Here is a 21,999-nt window from a genome sequence, read left to right on the forward strand (position 1 = left end):
TCACGGCATGTGGAGCGGATTGGGGACGGTGCCGTGCACGGCCGCGTGCGGGCGGTCGGTGCGGTCCCGGTAGCCGTCCACATGCAGACGGTTGCGGTTCAGACACAGCCGCTCGATCCGCGGGGTGAGCAGGTCGAAGGTCTCGTGCCGCTCCTTGAGGGCGGGGAAACGTTCATGGTGGCGCAGGATCTCCGCCCGTACGAGTGACCAGAACTCGGCCTCGGGCACGCCCAGTTGGTCCGCGCACAGCGGTGCGAGGTAGCGGAAGACGCCGACGAACAGGCCGGAGTGGATGAACTGGGTGAGGAAGTCGGGCGGTTCGGTCAGCAGCACCGCCCGTACGTCGTCCGGCATGGAGTCGTGCTCCGGGAGCGGCACGGAGCTGGTGTTGACGTCGTCGACGAAGTCCTTGACCGCGAGGCGGGTGGGGACGTCGTGCTCGTCGAAGACGACGATGGCGTTCTCGCCGTGCGGGGAGAAGACCGTGCCGTACCGGTAGAGGAAGTGCAGCAGCGGCGGCAGCAGCGCGGCGAACAGCCGGGCCAGCCAGGCGCGCGGGGCCAGCCCCGAGCGGCGCACCAGCTCCGCGGTCAGGGCCCGGCCCCGGGGGTCGGTCTGAAGCAGCGCGGCCAGGGTGCGGGCGCGTTCGCCGGGGTCCAGATGGCCGGTGACCGGCTCGCGCCAGATACAGCCGAGCAGCTCCTTGAACTGGTACGGGACGCCGGGCAGCCGGTCGTAGAGGGGGTGCTCGACGGTGACGGACGCGGTCTCGCCGAGCAGGATCACCCGGGTCTCGTCGCGCAGATACGGGTCGGCGTCGCGCAGGCCGTGCACCCAGCGGGTGACGGCGGGCGCGGCGAGGGTGCGCTCGGTGGGCAGGCCACGCCAGACGAGGGTGTTGAGGATGGACAGCGGCAGCTTGACCGTCCGGGCGTCGGGCCGGCTGAGGTTGAGGAAGGTGCGGATCGACTGCTGCGGCAGGCGGAGGTCGTTGTCAGTGGGCAGCGCGATGATGGATCTGTCCGCGAGTTGCGGGGCGAAGAGCGGGGCGATGGTCTCGTCCCATTGCCAGGGGTGCACGGGGAGATAGAGGTAGTCGTCGGGGTCCAAGCCCTCGTGGCTGATGGTGCGGGCGAAGGCGTGCCGGGTGGCGGGGGTGAGTTCCTCGCCGTAGAGACGGTCGGGGGTGGCCAGGGTGGGGATACCGCGGTAGTGGGCGATGCTGTGGTGCGCGGCGAGCCAGGGCAGGCGGCGGGCGGTACGGGCCTCGGGGGCCCAGGTCGCCGCGTCGGTGGCGGAGAAGCCGAGCCGGCCCTTGTTCGCGACGAGCCAGGGGTGGCCGGTCTGGTGGCCTTCGAGGGAGGCGTAGTCCAGGTCGGCGAGTTCGGCGGCGCTGAGCGCGGTGGCGTCGAGGCGGGTGTCCGCGGCGAGGGTGGCGGTCAGCTCGCGGATGAGGTGGCCGGTGGTGTCGCCGGACAGGCCCAGCACGGTGTCGTGGGCATGCGTGAGGAAGTGGAAGGGGTCGGTGTCCGGGGTGATCGAGGCGGGGTCGACGCGCCAGTGGCCGTAGGCGCCGCGCCGGGCACGGAAGCGGTAGACCAGGGCCTCGGTGACCGGCAGGCGGTATTGCGGGGTGCCGTCGGGGGCGGTGCCGTCGGGCTCGGGGGTGAGGACTTCCTCGTAGGCGAACTCCGCCAGGATCTTGGCGAACAGTCGGCGCGCGGCGTGCTGCCAGGCGCGGTGCGAGGGCTGGTGCTCAGGAGACAAGGCGGGACTCCTCGAAGCGGGTCCGCCCCGGCTCGTACGGGGGACAACCGGGGCAGCGTGGTGGACGGCGGACCGGAGCGGGGCCGTCGACCGACGACCCCGGGGTCAGAGCAGGTGGCGGCGGGCGCGGTCGCGGACCATCAACGCCGCGCGTTTCGCGGGCAGTTCGATCTCGTCGGCGTAGCGGAACCCCGCGCTCAGGAAGGCCGCGACGGAGGCGGTGTTGCGCAGATCGGGCTCGGCGACGACCCGGGTGCACCGCGGGCGGTGGTCGAGGACGAGATCGGCGGTGGCCCGCAGCAGGGTGCCGCCCAGTCCGCGCCCCCGGTCGCCGGCCCCGCCGATGAGGAGGTGGACACCGGTGTCCTGGGGCCGGGCCGGGTAGTGGCGGGCGAGGGGGTCGAGGTCGGCGCGGTAGATCTCCCAGTAGCTCATCGGGACCCCGGCCAGCACCCCCAGGCAGGGCACGCTGCGGCCGTCGCCGTCGAGCTGGGCGCGCAGATGGGCGGCGGTGATCTCCGGGGGACCCGCCAGCTCCCAGAAGGCCGCGACGGCCGGATCGTTCATCCAGCCGCTGATCCGGTCGAGATCGCGGTCCGGCCGGACGGGCACCAGCGCGAACGGCCCGGCGGAGGTCTCGGCCGCGCCCCAGCCCGCCAGGTTGTCGAGCAGCGGGCCGGCGGCCGGGGCGTCCGGGGACACCGCCGGCCGGGGGCCGCCGTCGGACCGCGCGCCGCGTTCCGGTGGGTGCTGCCGGCCGGGGGTGTCGTCGGAGCCGATGCTGAGGCTGAGGCCGGGGTCGGTGGGTGGCACGGCGACGCTCTCCTCTCGTGGCCGCGTGCCGCGTGGCCGTATGGGTCGCGGGGCGCCGGCGCCGGGGACGGGATGCGGGGGTCTGCTGTCGGGGGCCGTGGTGGGCGGCTACGGGGCGAGGGGGTTGGGCAGGGTGACGTAGACGGACTGGGTTTCGACCGGGCCGACGAGTTCGTCCAGGCCGTGCAGCCGGGTCGCCAGGTTGGCCTTGCAGCGCAGGGTGCGGGCGGCGAGCAACTGCCCCGGGAGCGGCGAGCGGTGGGCCGGCGGGGCCGTGGCGGCGTCGGCGAGGAAGCGGCGGAAGGCGGCGAGCAGGATCTCCTCGCGGACCAGGCGCTGGGAGCCGAAGGCCCCGATGAGGCCGAGGACGTTGTTGATGCCGAGGTAGTAGGCGAAGCGTTCGTCGGTGACGTCGTCGGCGACGAAGGAGTCGCTTGCCGCGCCGATGCCGGGCAGCCGTCGCTCCAGTTCGGCGCGGCGCGAGGTGCGGAAGTAGTAGCCCTGGTTGTCGCGGTAGCGGCCGCCGACCGGCCAGCCGTCGGGGTCCAGCAGCACCACGGTGTTCTGCTGATGGGCTTCCAGCACGACGCCCGCCGTGCCGTCGAGCCACAGCACGGGCCGGACGACCGCTTCGAGGTAGCGCAGGAACCACTCGGTGGCCACCGCGCCCAGGGGGCGGCCGGTGCGGGCGCCGAGCGTGCCGACAAGGTCTTCGAGCCGGGAGCGCACGCCGGAGCGGCCGGGCCAGGGCCGGGGGGAGGTGAGGCCGGCGATGCAGACGGCGTCATCGGTGGTGCTGAAGGGGTTGTGGCGGATGACGACGTCCAGGCCCTGGACGGGTTCGCCGTCGAAGCCGTCGACGGCGAGATAGGCCGGGTCGCGGACGATGTCGAAGCCGGGGTGCACGGTCTGCCACTGCTTGGCGAGGCCGGTGCGCAGCAGCCGGTGCACCTCGACCCCGCGGGCCAGTTCCTTCCGGAGGTTCTCCCGGCGGGAGTTGGTGATGCGCAGCCCGAGGGAGAGCTTGAGCATGGCGTCCGCGTCGGGGCGGTAGACCGTGCGGACGGAGGAGGTGGGGTACCAGAGCGGGCCGTGGACACCGAGGTCGTGCAGCAGACCGGCCTCGCGGAGGGCGGTGACGTCGGAGCGGTCGGCGAGTTCCCTGGCCTGCCAGGGGTGCAGCGGCAACGGCACGGTCTCGTCCGGGAGTTGGCAGCCGCTCCCCGCGAACTCCCGGGTGAGCCGGTCGGCCGGTACGGGCTTGCCGCGTACGGTCCAGGCGGAGTCGGCGGCCAGGACGGAGCGGTGCACGGCCATCCAGTGCAGCGGGAAGGCGCCGCGCAGTTCGGGCGAATAGGCGCGGGTCTCGGCGTCGGAGAGACCCTCCCGGCTCTTGGGTGTGGGGTGCAGCGGGTGGCCTAGGAGGAGGGACTGTTCGGCTTCGAGGAAGAGGGCGCCGTGGTCGTCGGCGGGCCGGGCGCGCCGGTCGGTGAGGAAGACGGCGACCTTGCGGACGGAGTCGGCGACCCGGCCGACGAGTTCGGCGCCGTCGCCGTCCGGTGCCTGCTGCGGTGTGGCGTCCGGCTCCGGCCGCTCCCCGCCGTCCGCCACCCGGTGCTCGCCACCGTCGGAGGCTCGCCGGTCACCGTGCGCGGCCTCCCGGCGCAGCATCGCGGCGAGGGTGACGGCGTCCAGTGGGGCGGCGCCGGCCGGGGCGCCTTCGAGGGTGGGGGCGCCCAGGCGGTGCCAGCCCGTGGGGGACCAGTAGCGGACGGGGATGATCAGGGCGCGCGCGGCGGCGGCCCGCAGCGGGACGCGCAGCCGGCCCTCGGTTGGGTGGTGGGTGCCGCTCTCCCGGAGCCAGCAGCGCAGGAGGTGCTCGATGCCCGCGGCGTCGGCGGCGACCGCCGGGTCCGGGTGGTCGAGCGGGTCGTGGTCACCGCGGGCGCGGTCGTGCGGGCCTGCGGCGCCCTGGGGCACAAGGCGGTCCGGGGGCTCCTGGGGCTGCTGGTGGCAGGTCTCGTCCGGGGCCCGCCGCTGCTGGCGCGGTACCGACTCGATGATGCCCGCGCCCTGGTGGGCGGGGATGCGCTCGGCGGGCTGACCGCCGTCGGGACCGGGGCGTTCGTTCATGGGGTGGTGCCTCGCATTGTCGTGGGGGATGAGCCCATCGGCCCGGGGGTGGTGCGGACCGCCGCCGTAATGGCGTCGGCGAGGCGGTCGAGGATCGCGTCCGCCTGTTCATCGGTGATGGTCAGGGGTGGCAGCAGCCGGACGACGGCGGAGTGCCGGCCGCCCAGTTCGACGATCAGGCCGCGGTCCAGACAGGCGTCCCGGACGGCGGCGGCGAGCTCAGGGGCGGCGGGGCGGGCGCCGGTGGCATCGGCGTCGGCGTCGCGGTCGACGAGTTCGACGCCGAGCATCAGACCGCGGCCGCGGACGTCGCCGATGCAGTCATGGGCGGCGGCGAGGGAGTTGAGCCGGGCGAGCATCCGGGCGCCGAGCTCCCCGGCCCGCCGGTCGAGGCCGTTCGCACGGACGTAGGCGAGGGTGGCGGCGCCGGCGGCCATGGCGAGTTGGTTGCCGCGGAATGTGCCGGCGTGCGCGCCGGGCTGCCAGGCGTCCAGTTCCTCGCGGTAAACGATCACGGCGAGCGGCAGGCTGCCGCCGATCGCCTTCGACAGCACGATCACGTCGGGCACGATGCCGCTGTGGTCCACCGCCCAGAAGGCACCGGTGCGGCCGACGCCGGTCTGCACCTCGTCCACGATCAGCGGGATCTGCCGGGCGGCGGTGATCTCCCGCATCCGGCGCAGCCAGCCGTCCGGTGCGGGGATCACCCCGCCCTCGCCCTGGACGGGTTCCAGGATCATCCCGGCCGGGCGGGGCACCCCGCTCTTGTGGTCGTCGAGGAGGTTCTGGGTCCAGCGCGCGGCGAGTTCGGCACCGCGTTCGCCGCCGGTCCCGAAGGGGCAGCGGTAGTCGTACGGATAGGGCAGCCGGGCCACGCCGGTGTGCTGCGCTCCCCCGGAGGCGGCCAGCGCCTGGGCGGTCATGCCGTGGTAGGCGCCGGAGAAGGCCATCAGGCCGTCCCGCCCGGTCGCGGTGCGGACGAGTGTGAAGGCGGCCTCGACGGCGTCCGTGCCGGCCGGGCCACAGAACTGGATGCGCGCCTTTTCGGCCAACTCTCCGGGCAGCGTGGCGAAGAGCTCGGTGGTGAAGGCGTCCTTGACGGGCGTGGCCAGGTCGAGGACGTGCAGCGGCGCACCGGAGTCGAGGACCGTGCGGATCGCTTCGAGCACCACGGGGTGGTTGTGGCCGAGCGCCAGGGTGCCGGCGCCGGAGAGACAGTCGAGATAGCGCCTGCCGTCGGCGCCCTCGATGGTGAGCCCGCGGGCGCGGACCGGGACGATGGGCAGCGAGCGCGCGTAGGTGCGGGCGGCGGACTCACGCAGGGACTGCCGGCGCAGGATCCCCTCGTGGGCCGGCGCGGCCGGCACGGTTTCGGTCAACGCCACGGCAGTTGTGTCCTCCTGCTGGTGAGCTGCGGAAGGCCGCGGGCCCTGCGGGCGGCCCGGCCGTCCCCCGTCCGTACCAACGACGGCGGCGACGTGGGATCACGGTTGTCGCCAAGATCCTTGGCGGCCTGGAACCGGGTACCCGAGTACCGCCGTCCCCATCGTCACCGGCATAGTGGGGTGTTGCGCCGGGATCTTGAGGTTCATGACAAAGAACGGACCGGCGCAAGATCACCTCACGTCACACCGGCTCAGCCCGATTCACCAGGGGGAACTCACCCATGCGATCCATACGTCGGCCACTCCTGGCCGCCGCCGCTCTCACCGCCGTCATGGCGCTGACCGCCACCGGCTGCGGGCCGGAGGGCGACAACGCGGACGCCAAGCCCACCCAGGGCGCCGGCCAGGAAGCGGGCGGGGGTGACTTCAAGATCCCTCAGGACATCCAGGACAAGCTCAAGGAACACGGCGTCGACCTGGACAAGTGGAAGAACGGCGAGTGGAAGAACTGGGACCGCGACAAGTGGCTCCGGGAAGCCGGGGAGTTCATCAACCCGATCATCAAGGACTTCTGGGACAAGGACAAGATCGACAAGGTCAAGCCGCCCCAGGACCCCAGCAAGCCTGAGGACATCTCCGAGGACCAGGGGAAGACCGACCCCGAGCCGTCCGCCGTCCCGGCACAGCCCGTCAAGACCCCGTACACCTCCACCGCCCCCGGCGTGGGCCTGCTGCTGTTCAGCACCCCCCAGGGCGATTCGCGCTGCTCCGCCACGGTCGTCAAGGACCCGGCGCACCCCGGTAAGTCCAACCTGGTGTGGACCGCAGCGCACTGTGTGCACGCCGGCAAGAGCGGCGGCTGGTACCGCAACATGATGTTCGTGCCGAACTTCAACAAGACCGGTGGTTCCGCCGGTGAGTTGAAGAACAAGCCCTTCGAGGACCGGGTCCCGTCGGGCAAGTGGTGGGCGGACGACATGGCGACGTCCCAGCAGTGGATCAAGGCCGGCGGCGCCGTCCCGGGTGTGCCGATGGCGCCGTACGACTACGCGCTGATGCATGTGAAGCCGGAGCAGGGCACCGGCGGCAAGTCGCTGGAGGAGACGGCCGGCGGCGCCTACGAGGTCGACTTCAACGCCCCGGCGATGGCCAAGATCCCGAGCCTGACCGCGCAGGGCTACCCGGCCGAGCCGCCGTTCGACGGTGCGGCGCAGCAGCAGTGCACCGACAAGCCGACCCGGCTGTCGATGGACGCCAAGAAGCCGACCATGTACCGGATCGGCTGCACCATGACCGGTGGTTCCTCCGGTGGCCCCTGGTTCGCCAAGGACGCGAGCGGCAAGCAGGTGCTGATCTCCAACATGTCGATGGGGCCGCGCCCGGCCCGCTGGTCGGCCGGTCCGCACCTGGGCCCCGAGGCCAAGAGCCTGTTCGACAACATGAGCAAGAAGGCGAGCAAGCAGTAGTCGCCTGAGGCGGGTGGTGCCCGACGGCATCACCCGCTCCGCCCGTGCGCAGGACGAAGGCCCGCCCCTGGTCGGCGCTTTCCAGGGGTCGTCGCAACACGTGGTCGTGTTGGTCAGGCCACGAGCAGTTTATGCAGGCGCTCGGCTGGGGTTTCCCAGCCGAGCGTTTTGCGTGGGCGGCCGTTGAGCTCGGCGGCGACGGCGGCCAGGTGCTCTGGGGCGTGGGCCCTGAGATCGGTGCCCTTGGGAAAGTACTGCCGCAGCAGGCCGTTGGTGTTTTCGTTCGAACCGCGCTGCCAGGGACTAGCCGGGTCGCAGAAGTAGACCGGGATGTCAGTCGCGACGGTGAACTCGCGGTGGCGTCCCATCTCCGCTCCTTGGTCCCAGGTCAACGACCGCTTCAGATGGGTTGGCAGCGTCTGGACCGTCTCGACCAGCGCGTCGCGGACCAGCTCGGTGCCCCGGCCGGCGGGCAGGTGGACCAGCAGCACGTATCGGGTAGACCGTTCGACCAAGGTGCCGATGGCCGAGGCGCCGTCCTTGCCGATGATCAGGTCGCCTTCCCAGTGGCCGGGCACCGCCCGGTCCTCCACCTCTGAGGGGCGCTCACTGATCATGACCATCGGATCGCGGAAGCGTGGCCGGCGCTGCTGGGCCAGGCGCCGGGGCTTGCGCCGGACGCGGCCGGTGCGCAGAGCGGTGGCCAGCTCGCGGCGCAGTTCACCCCGGCCTTGGACGTAGAGGGCCTGGTAGACGGTCTCGTGGACCACGTGCATCTCCGGCCGGTCGGGAAACTGGGCGCGCAGAGCCTGGCAGATCTGCTCCGGCCCCTGAGCCGTCCGGATCTCTCGAACCTTGAAGTCCATCCCACCCCTTGAACTGGGGTGTTGCGACGACCACTAGAACGGAAGCTCCCCGGGGGCGGGCCTTCTGTCGCGGTGTGCGGGCCCGTCAGGCAGCCGGCACGAAGGGCTCGAACTCGGCGGCCAGCTCCGCGTGCACCCGCGCCTTGAGGACCGTGCCCTCAGCGGTGTGCTCCTCGGAGATGACCTCGCCCTCGGCGTGCGCCCGCGAGACCAGGGCGCCCTGGGTGTAGGGCACCAGGACGTCGATCTCGACCTGCGGCCGGGGGAGTTCCTCGTCGAGCAGCTCCAGCAGCTCCGCCATGCCCTGGCCCGTACGGGCCGAGACCGCGAGGGCGTGCTTCTCCTGGCGCAGCAGCCGCTGGAGCACCAGCGGATCGGCCGCGTCGGCCTTGTTGACCACCACGATCTCGGGCACGTCCGTCGCGCCCACGTCGCGGATCACCTCGCGTACGGCGGCCAGCTGCTCCTCGGGCACCGGGTGCGAGCCGTCGACCACATGCAGGATGAGATCGGACTCGCCGACCTCCTCCATCGTGGAGCGGAACGCCTCGACGAGGTGGTGCGGAAGGTGGCGGACGAAGCCGACGGTGTCGGCGAGGGTGTAGAGCCGTCCGCTGGGGGTCTCGGCCCGCCGGACGGTCGGGTCCAGGGTGGCGAACAGGGCGTTCTCCACCAGGACGCCGGCCCCGGTCAGGCGGTTGAGCAGGGACGACTTGCCGGCGTTGGTGTAGCCGGCGATGGCGACCGAGGGGACCTTGTTGCGCCGGCGCTCCTGGCGCTTGATGTCCCGGCCGGTCTTCATCTCCGCGATCTCCCGGCGCATCTTCGCCATCTTCTCGCGGATCCGCCGCCGGTCCGTCTCGATCTTGGTCTCACCGGGACCACGGGTGGCCATCCCGCCGCCCGCCGAACCGGAGCCACCGCCACCCATCTGCCGGGAGAGCGACTGACCCCAGCCACGGAGGCGGGGGAGCATGTACTGCATCTGTGCCAGCGAGACCTGCGCCTTGCCCTCCCGGGACTTGGCGTGCTGGGCGAAGATGTCGAGGATCAGGGCGGTCCGGTCGACCACCTTGACCTTGACGACATCCTCCAGGTGGATCAGCTGGCCCGGGGAGAGCTCACCGTCACACACCACGGTGTCCGCCCCGGATTCGAGGACGATGTCCCGCAGCTCCAGGGCCTTGCCCGAGCCGATGTAGGTGGCCGGGTCGGGCTTGTCCCGGCGCTGGATGACGCCGTCGAGCACCATCGCGCCGGCGGTCTCGGCGAGGGCGGCGAGCTCGGCGAGCGAGTTCTCCGCTTCCTGGACCGTGCCCGTGGTCCAGACACCGACGAGCACCACGCGCTCCAGGCGGAGCTGTCGGTACTCGACCTCGGTGACGTCCTCGAGCTCGGTGGAAAGGCCCGCTACGCGGCGTAGTGCGGCGCGTGCCGAGCGGTCGTACTGGTCGCCGTCACGCTCCCCGTCGATCTCGTGGCTCCAGGCGACGTCCTCTTCCATCAGGGCGTTCGCCCGAAGGCTCTCGGGGAGGCGCTGCCGGTCCTGCGGAAGGGAAGAAGAGGAGGTCATTTGATCCTTCGCGTCGTTGGGAAGCCCTCACGGGACCTGGCGGCCCCACCGGGACTGTCGTCATGGCGACCGCCGCGGTGATGCCGCGACCGTCGCTGGTGTCAACGTCCGAGCGGTCCGGGAGATTCCCGGGCCGGGCGGGTGCCGACCTGACGATGGTCCCACGGCCGGAGAGGGCCGTCACGCGGGTTTCCCGGGGTTTCCGGCGGCCGCCTTGGGGCCGCCGGGGGGCGGAGCGGGCTTCTTGGCGCCGGGAGCGGGGGTCGCTCCCTTGGCGCCGGGCTTGTCCCCGGCCTTCCTGGGCTGCCACTGCGGATGCCCAGGCATCGGCGGGGTCCGCTCGCCGTAGAGCCACCCCTGGAAGAAGGCGGTGAGGTCCTGCCCGGCCACCTGGGAGGCCAGCTCGACGAAGTCGGAGGTGCCGGCGACACCGTCGCGGTGCCGGGCCACCCACTCGCGTTCGATCCGGTCGAAGGCAGCGGGGCCGATCTTCTGCCGCAGGGCGTAGAGGACCAGCGCACTGCCGTCGTAGACGATCGGACGGAAGATGCTGATCTTCTCCCCCGGGCTGGGGGACTTCGGCGCGGCGGGCGGCCCGCCCTCGGCGCGCCAGCCGTCGGACTGCTCGTAGGCGTGCCGCATACGGGTCTCCAGCGAAGCCCGGTGGTCGCCCTTCTCCTGGGCGTAGAGGGACTCGTACCAGGTGGCGTGGGCCTCGTTGAGCCAGACGTCGGACCAGCGGCGCGGGCTGACGCTGTTGCCGAACCACTGGTGGGCCAGTTCGTGCACCATCACGGACTCGACGTACCAGGCGGGCAGCTGGTCGGTGGTGAACATGGCCTTCTCGAAGAGCGACAGGGTCTGGGTCTCCAGCTCGAAGCCGGTCCTGGCATTGGCGATCAGCACCCCGTACGCCTCGAAGGGGTACGGACCGACCTTGCGCTCCATCCAGGACACGTGGCCGGGGGTCTTGGCCAGCCAGCGCGCCAGGGAGGCCCGGTCCGCGGTCGGTACGACATCGCGGATCGGCAGGCCGTGCGGCCCGTGCCGCAGCAGCACGCTGGACTTCCCGATGGAGACCTGTGCCAGCTCGGTGGCCATGGGGTGGTCCGTGCGGTAGGTCCAGGTGCGGCGTCCCGCGCGGGCGCCGGAGCGCAGCGGCAGCCCGTTGGCGACGGCGGTCAGCTGCCGGGGCGCGGTGATGTGGAAGGTGAAGAGGGCCTTGTCGGAGGGGTGGTCGTTGCAGGGGAAGACCCGGTGTGCGGCGTCGGCCTGGTTGGCCATCGCCAGCCCGTCGGCGGTGCGGATCCAGCCGCCGTCGCTCTTACTGCCGGGGTCACTGGTGTGCGCGATGGAGATCTTCAGGTCCTGCCCCCGGGAGATGTGGAAGGCCGGGGTGAGCACCAGGTCCTCGCCGTGCTGCTCGTGCCGGGCGGGCAGGCCGCCGATCTTCACGGAGCGTACGGCGCCGCGGGCGAAGTCGAGGTTGAGGTGGTCGAGCTCGCCGGTGGCGCGGGCGGAGATCTCGGTGAGGGCGTTCAGCGGCCGGTCGTTGTGGCCGGAGTAGTCCAGGGAGACGTCGTAGGACGTGACGTCGTAGCCGGTGTTGCCGAGGGTGGGGAAGAGGCGGTCGCCGAGGCCCTGCGGCCCCACGGCCGGCGGCTCGGCCACGCCGAGGGTGGCCAGGGCGGCCAGCCCGAGGGCGGCGGCCCGCAGACCGGTCCACCGCCCCCGCCCGCTCGGGCCACGGGGCAGGACGGGGGCGGGGCGGTCGGGGTCGCGGGACGGTCGGCGCAAGGGAAGGGACATGAACTACGGCTACCAACGCGGCCCCCTCCCCCGCGGGTGACGGGGCAAACGGCACCCGAACGGGCGGCGGATCGCCCACCCGTCTTACGCCGCCGGACGGAGGAGCCTCCGACGGGGCGTCAGCTTCCGGGCCCCCGGGCCCTTCAGGGACGCAGAGCCGCGGGCTGCCGGGCCCGTCCGGCGCGCAACACATCGAAGACACCGGGCACTTGGCGCATGGCGCGCATCAGGGACGGCAGCCCGGCGGCGTTCGGCAGATGCAGCGTGTAGGTGTGGCGGACCCGCTGTTCGTGCGGGGGTTCGACGGCGGCCGACACCACGGCGGCGCCCTGGGAGGCGATGGCTTCGGTGAGGTCGGCCAGGAGCTGCGGCCGGCTGAACGCCTCGGCCAGGAGGGTGACCCGGCAGCCGTGGCCCCCTTGGCCGGCACCGCGCCAGCGCACTCCGACCGGCTGCCGGCCGGTGGCCGCCATCCGCGCCACGACGGGGCACAGGGCGCGGTGCACGGTGACCGTGCCGCCGCGCACGGCGAAGCCGGTGACGGCGTCCGGCGGCACCGGGGTACAACAGCGGGCCAGCCGGACCGAGGCGCCGGGCAGATCCGCCACCGCGAGGACCGAGGCGGGGGCGACCGGGTCCGCTCCGGGGTGGTCGGGCCCCGCAGCGCGGCGGTCGGGGGGCGCCGCGCCGTGCCCCTCGCCGGGGGCCGCCGGGCGGGCGCCGGACTCCCGTGGCCCGGCCAGCCACCGGGCGATGGCGAGCCGGGCGGCGGGGGTCCGGGCATGCTCCAGCCATTCGGGCGAGGGACCGGCCGCGGATTCCGGTGCCCGCAGCAGCTCCAGGCTGTCGCCGTCGTGCAGGACCGTGGCGAGGGTGGCGAGCCGGCCGTTGACGCGCGCGCCGATGCAACAGTGCGCCCCCTCGCCGTGCCGTTCGTACGCGGCGTCCACGCAACTCGCCCCGGCGGGCAGACCGATCACGCCCCCCGAGCCGCCGGACGAGCCGTCCGGCGGGGCGTCGGTGCAGAAGACGGTGATCTCCCGGTCCTGGGCGAGATCGTCGCGCAGCGAGGTCCAGAACGTGTCCGGGTCGGGGGTGGTGCGCTGCCACTCCAGCAGCCGGGAGAGCCAGCCGGGGCGGGTCGGGTCGGCCCGCTCGCCCTCAGGGGCGTCCACGTCGTCCGTCGGGGCGTAGGGGTTGCCGAGCGCGATCACCCCGGCCTCGGCGACCCGGTGCATCTGGTGCGTACGGATCAGGGTCTCGGCGACCTCGCCGGACGGGCCGGTGACCGCGGTGTGCAGCGACTGGTAGAGGTTGAACTTGGGAACCGCGATGAAGTCCTTGAACTCGGAGATCACCGGGGTGAAGCAGGTGTGCAGTTCGCCGAGGACCGCGTAGCAGTCGGCGTCCTCGGCCACCAGCACCAGCAGCCGACCCAGGTCCGCTCCGGTCAGCGCACCGCGCGCGAGGCGCACCCGGTGGACGGAGACGAAGTGCCGGGGCCGGACGAGGACTTCGGCGTCGATACCGGCCTCGTCGAGGACCGTACGCACCCGCTGTGCGAGGGCGGTGAGCGGGTCGGGCCGGGAGGTGTACTCCATGACCAGGGCGCGGGTGGTGGCGTACTCGTCGGGATGCAGGATCGCGAAGACCAGGTCCTCCAGCTCGGCCTTCAGCGCCTGGACGCCGAGGCGTTCGGCGAGCGGGATCAGCACATCGCGGGTCACCTTGGCGATCCGGGCCTGCTTCTCGGGGCGCATCACACCGAGGGTGCGCATGTTGTGCAGCCGGTCGGCGAGCTTGATGGACATCACCCGGACGTCGTTGCCGGTCGCCACCAGCATCTTGCGGAAGGTCTCCGGCTCGGCGGCCGCGCCGTAGCCGACCTTCTCCAGCTTGGTGACCCCGTCGACGAGATAGCAGACCTCGGCGCCGAACAGCTCCCGGACCTGATCCAGCGTCACTTCCGTGTCCTCGACGGTGTCGTGGAGCAGGGAGGCGGTCAAGGTCGTGGTCTCCGCGCCGAGTTCGGCGAGGATCAGGGTCACCGCGAGCGGGTGGGTGATGTACGGCTCGCCGCTCTTGCGCAGCTGGCCGCGGTGCGAGGACTCGGCGAGCAGATAGGCCCTGGTGAGGGTGTCCAGATCGGCGTCGGGGTGGTGGCCGCGGTGCACCTTGGCGACGTGTTCGAGGGCGTGCGGGAGGCCGTCGCGCGGGGCCGGGCCGAGCAGTGCGGCGCGGCCGATGCGGCGCAGCCCGCTGAGCTCCAGTCGGCGGCGGCCGCGCCGGCGGCCCGCTGCTCCAGGATTACCAGGGTTAGTGGCCTCTGCGCTCATGGGCACCTCCGGCAGCGTCGACCGGCGGTGGAACGCGTCAGTTCGGGCGCCCGGGCCGGTGCTTGATGCTACCGAGCCCATCACGCACCGCTGTCCGCCTCTCGCTCAGCGTGATCCGGATCACCCGTTCGAGCGAATCTTTTGGCCGGAACCCTTTCCCGGAGCGGGCCCGGGAGGCGGTGCGCAGCGGGGCGCGTCAGGCGAGCGCGGCGGCCAGCCAGGCGGCGTCGAAGGTGCCCTCGGCGACGATCTCGGCCGGGCCGGTCATCTCGACCGTGCCGTCGGGCCGCTCGGTGATCGACAGGCTGCCGCCGAGCACATCGACCCGGTACGTGGCGGGCGTACCGGTCTCGGCGGGGTCCAGACCGTCCCGGCGGGCGGTGGCGACGGCGACCGCACAGGCGCCGGTGCCGCAGGAGCGGGTCTCGCCCGAACCGCGTTCGTGGACCCGCATCGCCACATGGCGCGGACCCCGGTCGACGACGAACTCCACATTCACGCCGTCGGGATAAACCGACGCTGGGCTGAACGGCGGTACGGCCAGCAGGTCGCCGGCGTGGGCCAGGTCCTCGACGAAGGCGACCGCGTGCGGATTGCCCATGTTCACGTTGCGGGCCGGCCAGCTGCGGCCGCCGAGGGTGACGACGACACCCTCCTCGGGGAGTTCGGCCCGGCCCATGGAGACCGTGACATCGCCGGCCTTGTCGAGGTGTACCCGGCGTACGCCGGCGCGGGTGGCGATGGCGAGGTCACCGGCCTCGACCAGGCCGGCGTGCAGCAGATAGCGCGCGAAGACGCGGACGCCGTTGCCGCACATCTCGGCGATCGAACCGTCGCCGTTGCGGTAGTCCATGAACCACTCGGCCTCGCCGGCCTGGGCACGCGCCTCCGGGTGCGCGGCGGACCGGACGACGCGCAGCACACCGTCGCCACCGACGCCGGCCCGCCGGTCGCAGATCCTGGCGACGGCGGCCGCGGGCAGGTCGAGCCGCCCGTCCGGGTCGGGGACGATCACGAAGTCGTTCTCGGTGCCGTGGCCCTTGAGAAAGGCGAGGCGCTGCGTGCTGGTCACCCCTGCATCGTACGGGGAGGGCGGGGGAGGGGGTGTGCGGGTGTGGGGGCCTGGTGCGTTGGGGCGCTGGGGCCAGGTGCTCGCCCGTACCCACTGCTCGGCCGAACACGCGGCTCGCCCGTACCGGCTGCTCGCCCGTACCCGCCCACCCCCCGAAGGGGGGTGGGCGGCGGGGAAACAACGGGAGGGGCCAAAGCTCCCCCAGGCCACGCCTTAGCGCAGCCGGGCCACGCGCCATATGGCCAGCGACGCCGGGATGGCCACCAGGACGGTGTAGATCAGCACCACGCGCCAACAGGCGCGGCGGCCGGAGCCCTGGGCGGGGAGGCCGGGCCAGGTGTAGCCGACGCGGCGGGCGGCCATCATGCCCCAGCCCGCGGCGCAGCAGCACAGCAGCAGACCGAGCATCGCGATCATCGCGCCGCCGTCGCCGCCCAGCTCGAAGGCGAGCGGGAAGGCGAACATCAGCGAGCCGAGGGCAGCCAGCGCGACGATCGGGGCCAGCTGCCACAGCCGCAGCCGGCGCGGCGGGCGCAGCTCGCGGAAGGACTCGCCGCCCTCCCCGGGACCGTCGGCCGGGGCGTCGGAGTCGTCCAGGGTGTCCGGGTCGGTGAGCGGTCCGCCGCCGACGCCGTCAGGGCCGGACAAGCCGTCGTCGGTGTCGGGACCGTCGTCGGTCAGGGGAGCCGTGTCGGCGCCGCTGTCCGGTTGCTGCGCTCCGTTGCGAGGGCCGGCCTCCATTGCCACGCGCCCTCCCCACTACAGACTGCATGCCTCGATCGAAGGTCGATGATGACACGCCCTCAGGGGCCCGGATGACGGCCGGAGCGTCCCGATGCCATGACGTGATCAGGCTGTGACCGGTCGTTCGAGCAACGCCAGTGCCTGTCCCGGAAGTTCTCCCCGGTGCTCGGCGGCGCCGCTGAGCCAGTGGACCCGCGGGTCCCGGCGGAACCACGAGTCCTGGCGGCGCGCGAAGCGCTTGGTGGCGCGCACCGTCTCGTCACGCGCCTCCTGCTCGGTGCACTCCCCCGCGAGCTGGGCGAGCACCTGCTGGTAGCCGAGCGCCCGGGACGCCGTACGGCCCTCGCGCAGCCCCGCGCCCTCCAGCCGGCGCACCTCGTCGACCAGACCCGCCTCCCACATTCGGTCGACCCGCAGCGCGATCCGCTCGTCGAGTTCGGGGCGCGCGACATCGACGCCGATCTGGAGGGTGTCGTAGACCGCTTCATGGCCGGGGAGGTTGGCGGTGAAGGGGCGGCCGGTGATCTCGATGACCTCCAGGGCGCGCACGATGCGGCGGCCGTTGCTCGCCAGGATCGCGCGGCCGGCCTCGGGGTCGGCGGCGGCCAGCCGGGCGTGGAGGGGGCCGCTGCCCAGTTCGGCGAGTTCGGCCTCCAGTCGGGCGCGCACCTCCGGGTCGGTGCCGGGGAAGTCGAGCGCGTCGATGGCGCCGCGTACGTAGAGGCCGGAGCCGCCGACCAGGACCGGGGTGCGGCCCTCGGCGAGCAGCCGGTCGATCTCGGCGCGGGCCAGCCGCTGGTACTCGGCGACGTTGGCGGCGCGGGTCACGTCCCAGATGTCCAGGAGGCGGTGCGGGACGCCCTGCTGCTCCTCGGGCGTGAGTTTGGCGGTGCCGATGTCCATGCCGCGGTAGAGCTGCATGGAGTCGGCGTTGATGACCTCGCCCCCCACGTGTTGTGCGAGCGCGACGCCCAGATCGGACTTTCCGGCCGCGGTGGGGCCGACGACGGCGATGACCCGCGGAGCGGGAACGGCGGTGTTCACCCCGTCAGTCTCGCAAACATCACGCCCCCATCCCGAACGAGCGACGTGACGGGCCACCGATGACCTCGTTGCCTGTTGCGAGGTCCCGAGAGCCGGCGCAGCACCCGGCGCCCGCGGGCGGCGCAACGGTCCGCTCCCGGGCGGGCCGGGATGTCGCCACATGAAGAGCGTAGGAGCAGTTATGGGTGTGTTTTCGCGGTTTCGCCGCCGTCAGTCCGACGCGTTGACGGAGGAGAGTGCCGCTACGGCGGAGGCGGCCGAGGCGGCGGAGCCGACGGCGTCGGCGGTTCCGGCGGAGACCGGGGACGCCGGAACCGCCGAGCGCGCCGAAGAGGCCGCGGACGGCGCCGAGCGCCCGGCGGCGGCCGCGCCGGAAGCCGGAGAGGCGCCGGAAGCGGAGGAGGCCGCGGCTGCTCCGGAGGCGTCCGGCGACGCGGCAGCGGAGGCGGCGGACGCCGGGACACCGCGCGCGGAGCAGGCCGGTGAGAGCGCCGGAATCCCCCGGCAGCAGTCGGCGGAGGCCGCCGCGGACAGCGACGGCGCGCGGCACCAGGCGCGCTGACCGGAGCACGACCACGACGGCCGCGGGCGAGGCGCCCCGCGGCCGTGGGCGTCCCCCTCGTGCGGGTGCGCTACGACCAGGCCGCCACGAAGTAGCCCACCCCGTAGGGGGCCTCCTCACGGAGCAGCCGGCCGCTCCGGTCCGCGTTCTCCGCCGCGCCCGCCAGGACCTGCCAGCAGGCCCGTCCGGACGCCTGGAGGCCGGCGGCGCGCTGCTCGTCGAGAGCGGCCAGTGCGGCGGTGTCGGCGCCGCCCAGGGCGGCGGCCACCTCGGCGTCGAAGGGCTCGGCCCGCTCGTCGAAGTAGCCGGGCGCCTTCACCGTCCGGCAGGCGCTGCCGTCGCCCAGCACCAGCAGGGCGACCCGGGGAGCGGCCGCGGCGATCTTCCGGCCCAGCCCCTGACAGCGGTCGCGGGGCGTCGACACGGCCACTCCCAGCCCCTCCACGGGGGCGTCGTCCCAGTCCGTACGGGACAGCAGCCAGGCGCCGACGGACAGCGACGGCGGGAGTTCCCGGTCCGGCACGGTCTCCGCGGCGCCCAGCGGCACCTCCAGGTCCACCCCGAAGCCGCGGAAGGAGCCGAAGGTGCCCTGGGGGTACCGGCCCTGGCCGGCTTCGTCGGTGGGGCCGAGGACGACCAGCAGGTCGGGGCGGGCCGCGGCGAGCACGCCGATCGCGTCGAGACAAGCGGCGCGCAGCGCGTCGAGTTCGGGCGCCGCCCCGGCGGCCACCTCCGGGACGAGCAGCGGCGGGCAGGGGCAGAGGGCGGCGGCTACGAGCATGACACGCAGCGTAACGCCCCTGGTGCGGGGCGGTCGCCGTGCCCTGGGGCCGCCTGCGCGGGACCGGGTCAGTCGCAGCCGCAGCCGGCGGCGGGCGCCGGGCTCGGTGCCGGGGCACCGATGGTGGGCAGGCCCAGGAGTACGCCCTGGGGCTTGTCCGCCGGGGCGGCGTTGCGCTTCTCCCAGGCGTCCCCGGCGCGGGTGCGGCGGACCGCCTTGGCCGGGCCCTCCGCCAGGAGGTGGTGCGGAGCGGCGTAGGTGACCTCGACGGTCACCACATCGCCGGGGCGGACCGGCTCCTCGGGGCGGGTGAAGTGGACCAGCCGGTTGTCGGCGGCACGGCCGGACAGACGGTGGGTCGCCTCGTCCTTGCGGCCCTCGCCCTCGGCGACCAGGACCTCCAGGGTGCGGCCGACCTGCTTCTTGTTCTCCGTCCAGGAGATCTCCTCCTGGAGGGCGACCAGGCGCTCATAGCGCTCCTGGACGACGGCCTTGGGGATCTGGCCCTCCATGTCGGCGGCCGGGGTGCCGGGGCGCTTGGAGTACTGGAAGGTGAAGGCCTGGGCGAAACGGGACTCGCGGACCGTGTGCAGGGTCTGCTCGAAGTCCTCCTCGGTCTCGCCCGGGAAGCCGACGATGATGTCCGTCGAGATCGCGGCGTCCGGCATGGCGGCGCGCACCTTCTCGATGATGCCGAGGAAGCGCTCCTGGCGGTACGAGCGGCGCATCGCCTTCAGGACGCGGTCGGAGCCGGACTGGAGCGGCATGTGGAGCTGCGGCATCACGTTCGGCGTCTCGGCCATGGCGGCGATGACGTCGTCGGTGAAGTCGCGGGGGTGCGGGGAGGTGAAGCGGACCCGCTCCAGGCCCTCGATCGCGCCGCAGGCGCGCAGCAGCTTGCTGAAGGCCTCACGGTCGCCGATGTCGGAGCCGTAGGCGTTGACGTTCTGGCCGAGCAGGGTGATCTCGCTGACGCCCTCGGAGACCAGCGCCTCGATCTCGGCCAGGATGTCGCCGGGCCGGCGGTCCTTCTCCTTGCCGCGCAGCGCGGGCACGATGCAGAAGGTGCAGGTGTTGTTGCAGCCCACGGAGATGGAGACCCAGGCCGCGTAGGCGCTCTCCCGCCGGGTGGGCAGGGTCGAGGGGAACGCCTCCAGCGATTCGGCGATCTCGACCTGCGCCTCTTCCTGGACCCGGGCACGCTCCAGCAGCACCGGCAGCTTGCCGATGTTGTGGGTCCCGAAGACCACGTCGACCCAGGGGGCCTTCTTGACGATGGTGTCGCGGTCCTTCTGGGCGAGGCAGCCGCCGACGGCGATCTGCATGCCGGGCCGCGCGGCCTTCTTCGGAGCGAGCTGACCGAGATTGCCGTAGAGCCGGTTGTCGGCGTTCTCCCGCACCGCGCAGGTGTTGAAGACCACCACATCGGCGCCGTCGCCGTCCTTTGGCGCGGGCACGTATCCGGCCTCTTCCAGCAGGCCGGACAACCGCTCGGAGTCGTGGACGTTCATCTGGCACCCGTAGGTGCGGATCTCGTAACTCTTGCTGACGCCCACTGCCTGGCTCCGGTCGCTGCTGCTCATGCCACAAGGGTAGGCGGTGCCGGAAGTACCTCCGGACGCCGGAGGCGTGGCCGGGATCATCCGGCACCGGGCGCGGGAAGGCCCGGCGGTCCGCTCAGAGGGCCAGTACGAGGGCGGCGCCGAGGCCGCCGGCTCCCAGGGCGAAGGCGGCGCTGCGCCAGCCGCCGTGTCCCCAGCGGAAGGGCCGGTCGAGGGCGTAGCGGCCGGGGCCGGTGGCCGCGACGGCCAGCGCGACGACGGCTATGGTCAGCGGATATTCGAGGCCGCCGGCCTCCGCCCAGAGTCCCTTGGGCGCCGCGAGGACCATGGCGTTGATCATCACGCCGATCAGTGCGGCGGCTGCCAGGGGGGTGAGCAGTCCAAGGGCGAGGCCGAGGCCGCCGAGGACCTCCGAGACTCCGGCGAGGCCGGCGAAGAAGGTGCCGGGGCGGTATCCAAGGGCTTCGAAGCCCTTGCCGGTGGTTTCGAGCCCGCGGCCCCCGAAGAATCCGAAGAGCTTCTGGGCGCCATGGCCGGCCAGGATCAGTCCCACGGCCAGCCGCAGGAGGAGCAGCCCGGCATCGGCGGCAGCCGGGGGTGGGCGGACGGCCTCGGACCGGGCACGGGTGTCGGGCCGCAGTGCGGTGGGCGGTTTCATGAGATGTCGCTTCCCGCACCGGCGCATCAGGGGGCCGTGGTGTGGGGGCACCGGCGCCGGTGCGCTGAGGGTGGAGGAATTCTCTTGGCGTGCGCGCCGCCGGGCGCGCGGTGGGGGGACGTGCCGGGTCCCCGCTGGATCCAGGTAGGGAGGGGCTGCCCGCTGCCGCCGGAGCGGACCGGGCGCCACGTCGCCACCGTAACTCCTGCTGTGGTGGGCGCAAGCGCGGTCGGGTCCCTGGGCCGTGACGCCGTCCGTTCCCGGCTCCCCAGGGCGGCGGACCGTACCGCGCCGGCAGCCAGGAGAGCCGGTCCGGACACCGGTGACCTCACAGAACGGGCCCCACCCCTCCCTTTCCCGCCGCGGTCCTGGCAGGATCCCGCCCATGGTCACAGCACTCCCCCGCACCGGTCGCCGGGCCGTCCAGGCGGCGATCGCGGCACTGGTCGTCCTCGGGCCGGTGCTGTGGTGGCTGATGTCGACGGGCGCTGCGCCGGCTCCCGGGGGCCGGGTGACGCTGGCGACGGGCGTCCCGACCGGCGTCTATGCGCGCTACGGGGAGCTGCTGAAGCAGGATCTGGCCCGTGACCTGCCGGAGGTGGATCTGCGGCTGGCCCGCAGCGAGGGCTCGATCGACAATCTGCGGCAGCTCGTCGCCGGGCGCGCGGGGTACAGCATCGCGACGGCGGACGCGGTCGCCACGTACAAGATCAGGGGCGAGCCGGGCGCGGACCGGCTGCGGGCCTGCGCGCGGCTGTACGACGACTACGTGCAGCTGGTGGTGCCGAAGGACTCCCCGGTGCGCTCGACGAAGGATCTGCGGCGGCTGCGGGTCGGGGTCGGGACCGACGGCTCCGGCGTCCAGCTGATCACCCGGCGGCTGCTGGAGGCGGCCGGGCTGGACTTCGCCACGGACATCAAGCCGGTGCGGGTCGGCATCGACCGGATGCCGCAGCTGCTGGAGCAGCACAAGCTGGACGCCTTCTTCTGGTCCGGCGGGCTGCCGACGACGGCGGTGCAGCAGCTGGCGCAGCGCTTCCCGGTGCGGCTGGTCCCGCTCGGGGATCTGAGCGAGGCGCTGCACCGGCAGGGCGAGCGCACCCGCTACTACCGGGCCGCGGTGATGCCCGCCGACGCCTACCCGAGGGCCCAGGGCGGGCAGGCCGTGAAGACGATCGCGGTGGCGAATCTGCTGGTGACGACCGATCGCCAGGACGCCGCGCTGACCGAGGGCATCACCCGGACCGTCATCGACAGCCGGGACTGGATCGGACGCCAGGTACATGCCGCGCAGAAGGTGGATCTGCGGACAGCGGTGTTCACCGACCCGCTGGAGCTGCACACCGGGGCCCGGCGCTATTACGTGTCGCAGAAGCCCTGAAGCCCTGAGGCGTCCGCCGGGGCCGACCCGCGAACGGAGCGGGGCCC

The 21,999-nt window shown here is 73.1% G+C and carries 16 protein-coding genes and 1 pseudogene; 3 read left to right on the forward strand and 14 right to left on the reverse strand.

The features are described 5' to 3' along the window. From AC3EUV_RS24930 to AC3EUV_RS24945, 4 genes are all read right to left on the reverse strand, one after another. Positions 1–1,767 carry an IucA/IucC family protein gene (locus AC3EUV_RS24930; protein ID WP_432143954.1) on the reverse strand — a complete coding sequence of 589 codons (1,767 nt, stop codon included), beginning with the start codon at positions 1,765–1,767 and terminating at the stop codon, positions 1–3. A 105-nt stretch (positions 1,768–1,872) separates the two neighbouring features. Further along, the gene (locus AC3EUV_RS24935; RefSeq protein ID WP_432143955.1) at positions 1,873–2,580 is read right to left on the reverse strand and encodes a GNAT family N-acetyltransferase; all 708 of its coding nucleotides are present in this window, start codon (positions 2,578–2,580) and stop codon (positions 1,873–1,875) included. Between the two features lie 108 nt (positions 2,581–2,688). After that, positions 2,689–4,713 (reverse strand): IucA/IucC family protein, encoded by a 2,025-nt coding sequence (locus AC3EUV_RS24940; RefSeq protein WP_432143956.1) that lies wholly within the window; start codon positions 4,711–4,713, stop codon positions 2,689–2,691. Further along, entirely contained in the window at positions 4,710–6,098 is a 1,389-nt protein-coding gene (locus AC3EUV_RS24945; RefSeq protein ID WP_432143957.1) for a diaminobutyrate--2-oxoglutarate transaminase family protein, read from the reverse strand. Before AC3EUV_RS24945 ends, AC3EUV_RS24940 begins: the two co-directional genes overlap by 4 nt. 281 nt (positions 6,099–6,379) lie before the next feature. Between AC3EUV_RS24945 and AC3EUV_RS24950 the strand changes: the two genes are divergently transcribed. Continuing rightward, the gene (locus tag AC3EUV_RS24950) at positions 6,380–7,564 is read left to right on the forward strand and encodes a trypsin-like serine peptidase (protein ID WP_435603942.1); all 1,185 of its coding nucleotides are present in this window, start codon (positions 6,380–6,382) and stop codon (positions 7,562–7,564) included. 113 nt (positions 7,565–7,677) lie between these two features. On the opposite strand, the pseudogene AC3EUV_RS24955 reads toward AC3EUV_RS24950, so the two are convergent. From AC3EUV_RS24955 to miaA, 7 genes and pseudogenes are all read right to left on the reverse strand, one after another. Continuing rightward, positions 7,678–8,394 (reverse strand): annotated as a pseudogene (locus AC3EUV_RS24955) (IS30 family transposase); the annotation flags it as partial. A 121-nt stretch (positions 8,395–8,515) separates the two neighbouring features. Continuing rightward, on the reverse strand, positions 8,516–10,003 hold the full coding sequence (gene hflX, locus AC3EUV_RS24960; RefSeq protein WP_387239601.1) for a GTPase HflX: 1,488 nt from the start codon (positions 10,001–10,003) through the stop codon (positions 8,516–8,518). A 180-nt stretch (positions 10,004–10,183) separates the two neighbouring features. Then, on the reverse strand, positions 10,184–11,812 hold the full coding sequence (locus tag AC3EUV_RS24965; protein WP_435603943.1) for a M1 family metallopeptidase: 1,629 nt from the start codon (positions 11,810–11,812) through the stop codon (positions 10,184–10,186). A 143-nt stretch (positions 11,813–11,955) separates the two neighbouring features. Then, positions 11,956–14,148 (reverse strand): RelA/SpoT family protein, encoded by a 2,193-nt coding sequence (locus tag AC3EUV_RS24970; RefSeq protein WP_435603944.1) that lies wholly within the window; start codon positions 14,146–14,148, stop codon positions 11,956–11,958. A gap of 196 nt (positions 14,149–14,344) precedes the next feature. Then, positions 14,345–15,220 (reverse strand): diaminopimelate epimerase, encoded by an 876-nt coding sequence (gene dapF / locus AC3EUV_RS24975; protein ID WP_432143961.1) that lies wholly within the window; start codon positions 15,218–15,220, stop codon positions 14,345–14,347. A 213-nt stretch (positions 15,221–15,433) separates the two neighbouring features. Continuing rightward, positions 15,434–15,961, reverse strand: coding sequence for a hypothetical protein (locus tag AC3EUV_RS24980; RefSeq protein ID WP_432143962.1), 528 nt, complete (start codon positions 15,959–15,961; stop codon positions 15,434–15,436). Between the two features lie 108 nt (positions 15,962–16,069). Then, complete coding sequence (gene miaA / locus AC3EUV_RS24985) at positions 16,070–17,008, reverse strand: tRNA (adenosine(37)-N6)-dimethylallyltransferase MiaA (RefSeq protein ID WP_432143963.1); 939 nt, start codon at positions 17,006–17,008, stop codon at positions 16,070–16,072. A gap of 181 nt (positions 17,009–17,189) precedes the next feature. Between miaA and AC3EUV_RS24990 the strand changes: the two genes are divergently transcribed. Continuing rightward, positions 17,190–17,570, forward strand: coding sequence for a hypothetical protein (locus tag AC3EUV_RS24990; protein ID WP_435603945.1), 381 nt, complete (start codon positions 17,190–17,192; stop codon positions 17,568–17,570). Between the two features lie 70 nt (positions 17,571–17,640). On the opposite strand, the gene AC3EUV_RS24995 is transcribed toward AC3EUV_RS24990, so the two are convergent. The 3 genes from AC3EUV_RS24995 to AC3EUV_RS25005 all read right to left on the reverse strand — a co-directional run bounded on the left by AC3EUV_RS24995 (position 17,641) and on the right by AC3EUV_RS25005 (position 20,571). Further along, entirely contained in the window at positions 17,641–18,351 is a 711-nt protein-coding gene (locus AC3EUV_RS24995) for a class III extradiol dioxygenase subunit B-like domain-containing protein (RefSeq protein WP_432143965.1), read from the reverse strand. Positions 18,352–18,419: 68 nt separating this feature from the next. After that, complete coding sequence (miaB, locus tag AC3EUV_RS25000; protein WP_432143966.1) at positions 18,420–19,934, reverse strand: tRNA (N6-isopentenyl adenosine(37)-C2)-methylthiotransferase MiaB; 1,515 nt, start codon at positions 19,932–19,934, stop codon at positions 18,420–18,422. A 94-nt stretch (positions 19,935–20,028) separates the two neighbouring features. Then, entirely contained in the window at positions 20,029–20,571 is a 543-nt protein-coding gene (locus AC3EUV_RS25005) for a DoxX family protein (protein WP_432143967.1), read from the reverse strand. A 385-nt stretch (positions 20,572–20,956) separates the two neighbouring features. On the opposite strand from AC3EUV_RS25005, the gene AC3EUV_RS25010 reads away from it, so the two are divergent. Further along, positions 20,957–21,952 (forward strand): TAXI family TRAP transporter solute-binding subunit, encoded by a 996-nt coding sequence (locus AC3EUV_RS25010; protein WP_435603946.1) that lies wholly within the window; start codon positions 20,957–20,959, stop codon positions 21,950–21,952. Positions 21,953–21,999 lie beyond the last annotated feature (47 nt).

The organism is Streptomyces sp. bgisy130 (assembly GCF_057708345.1).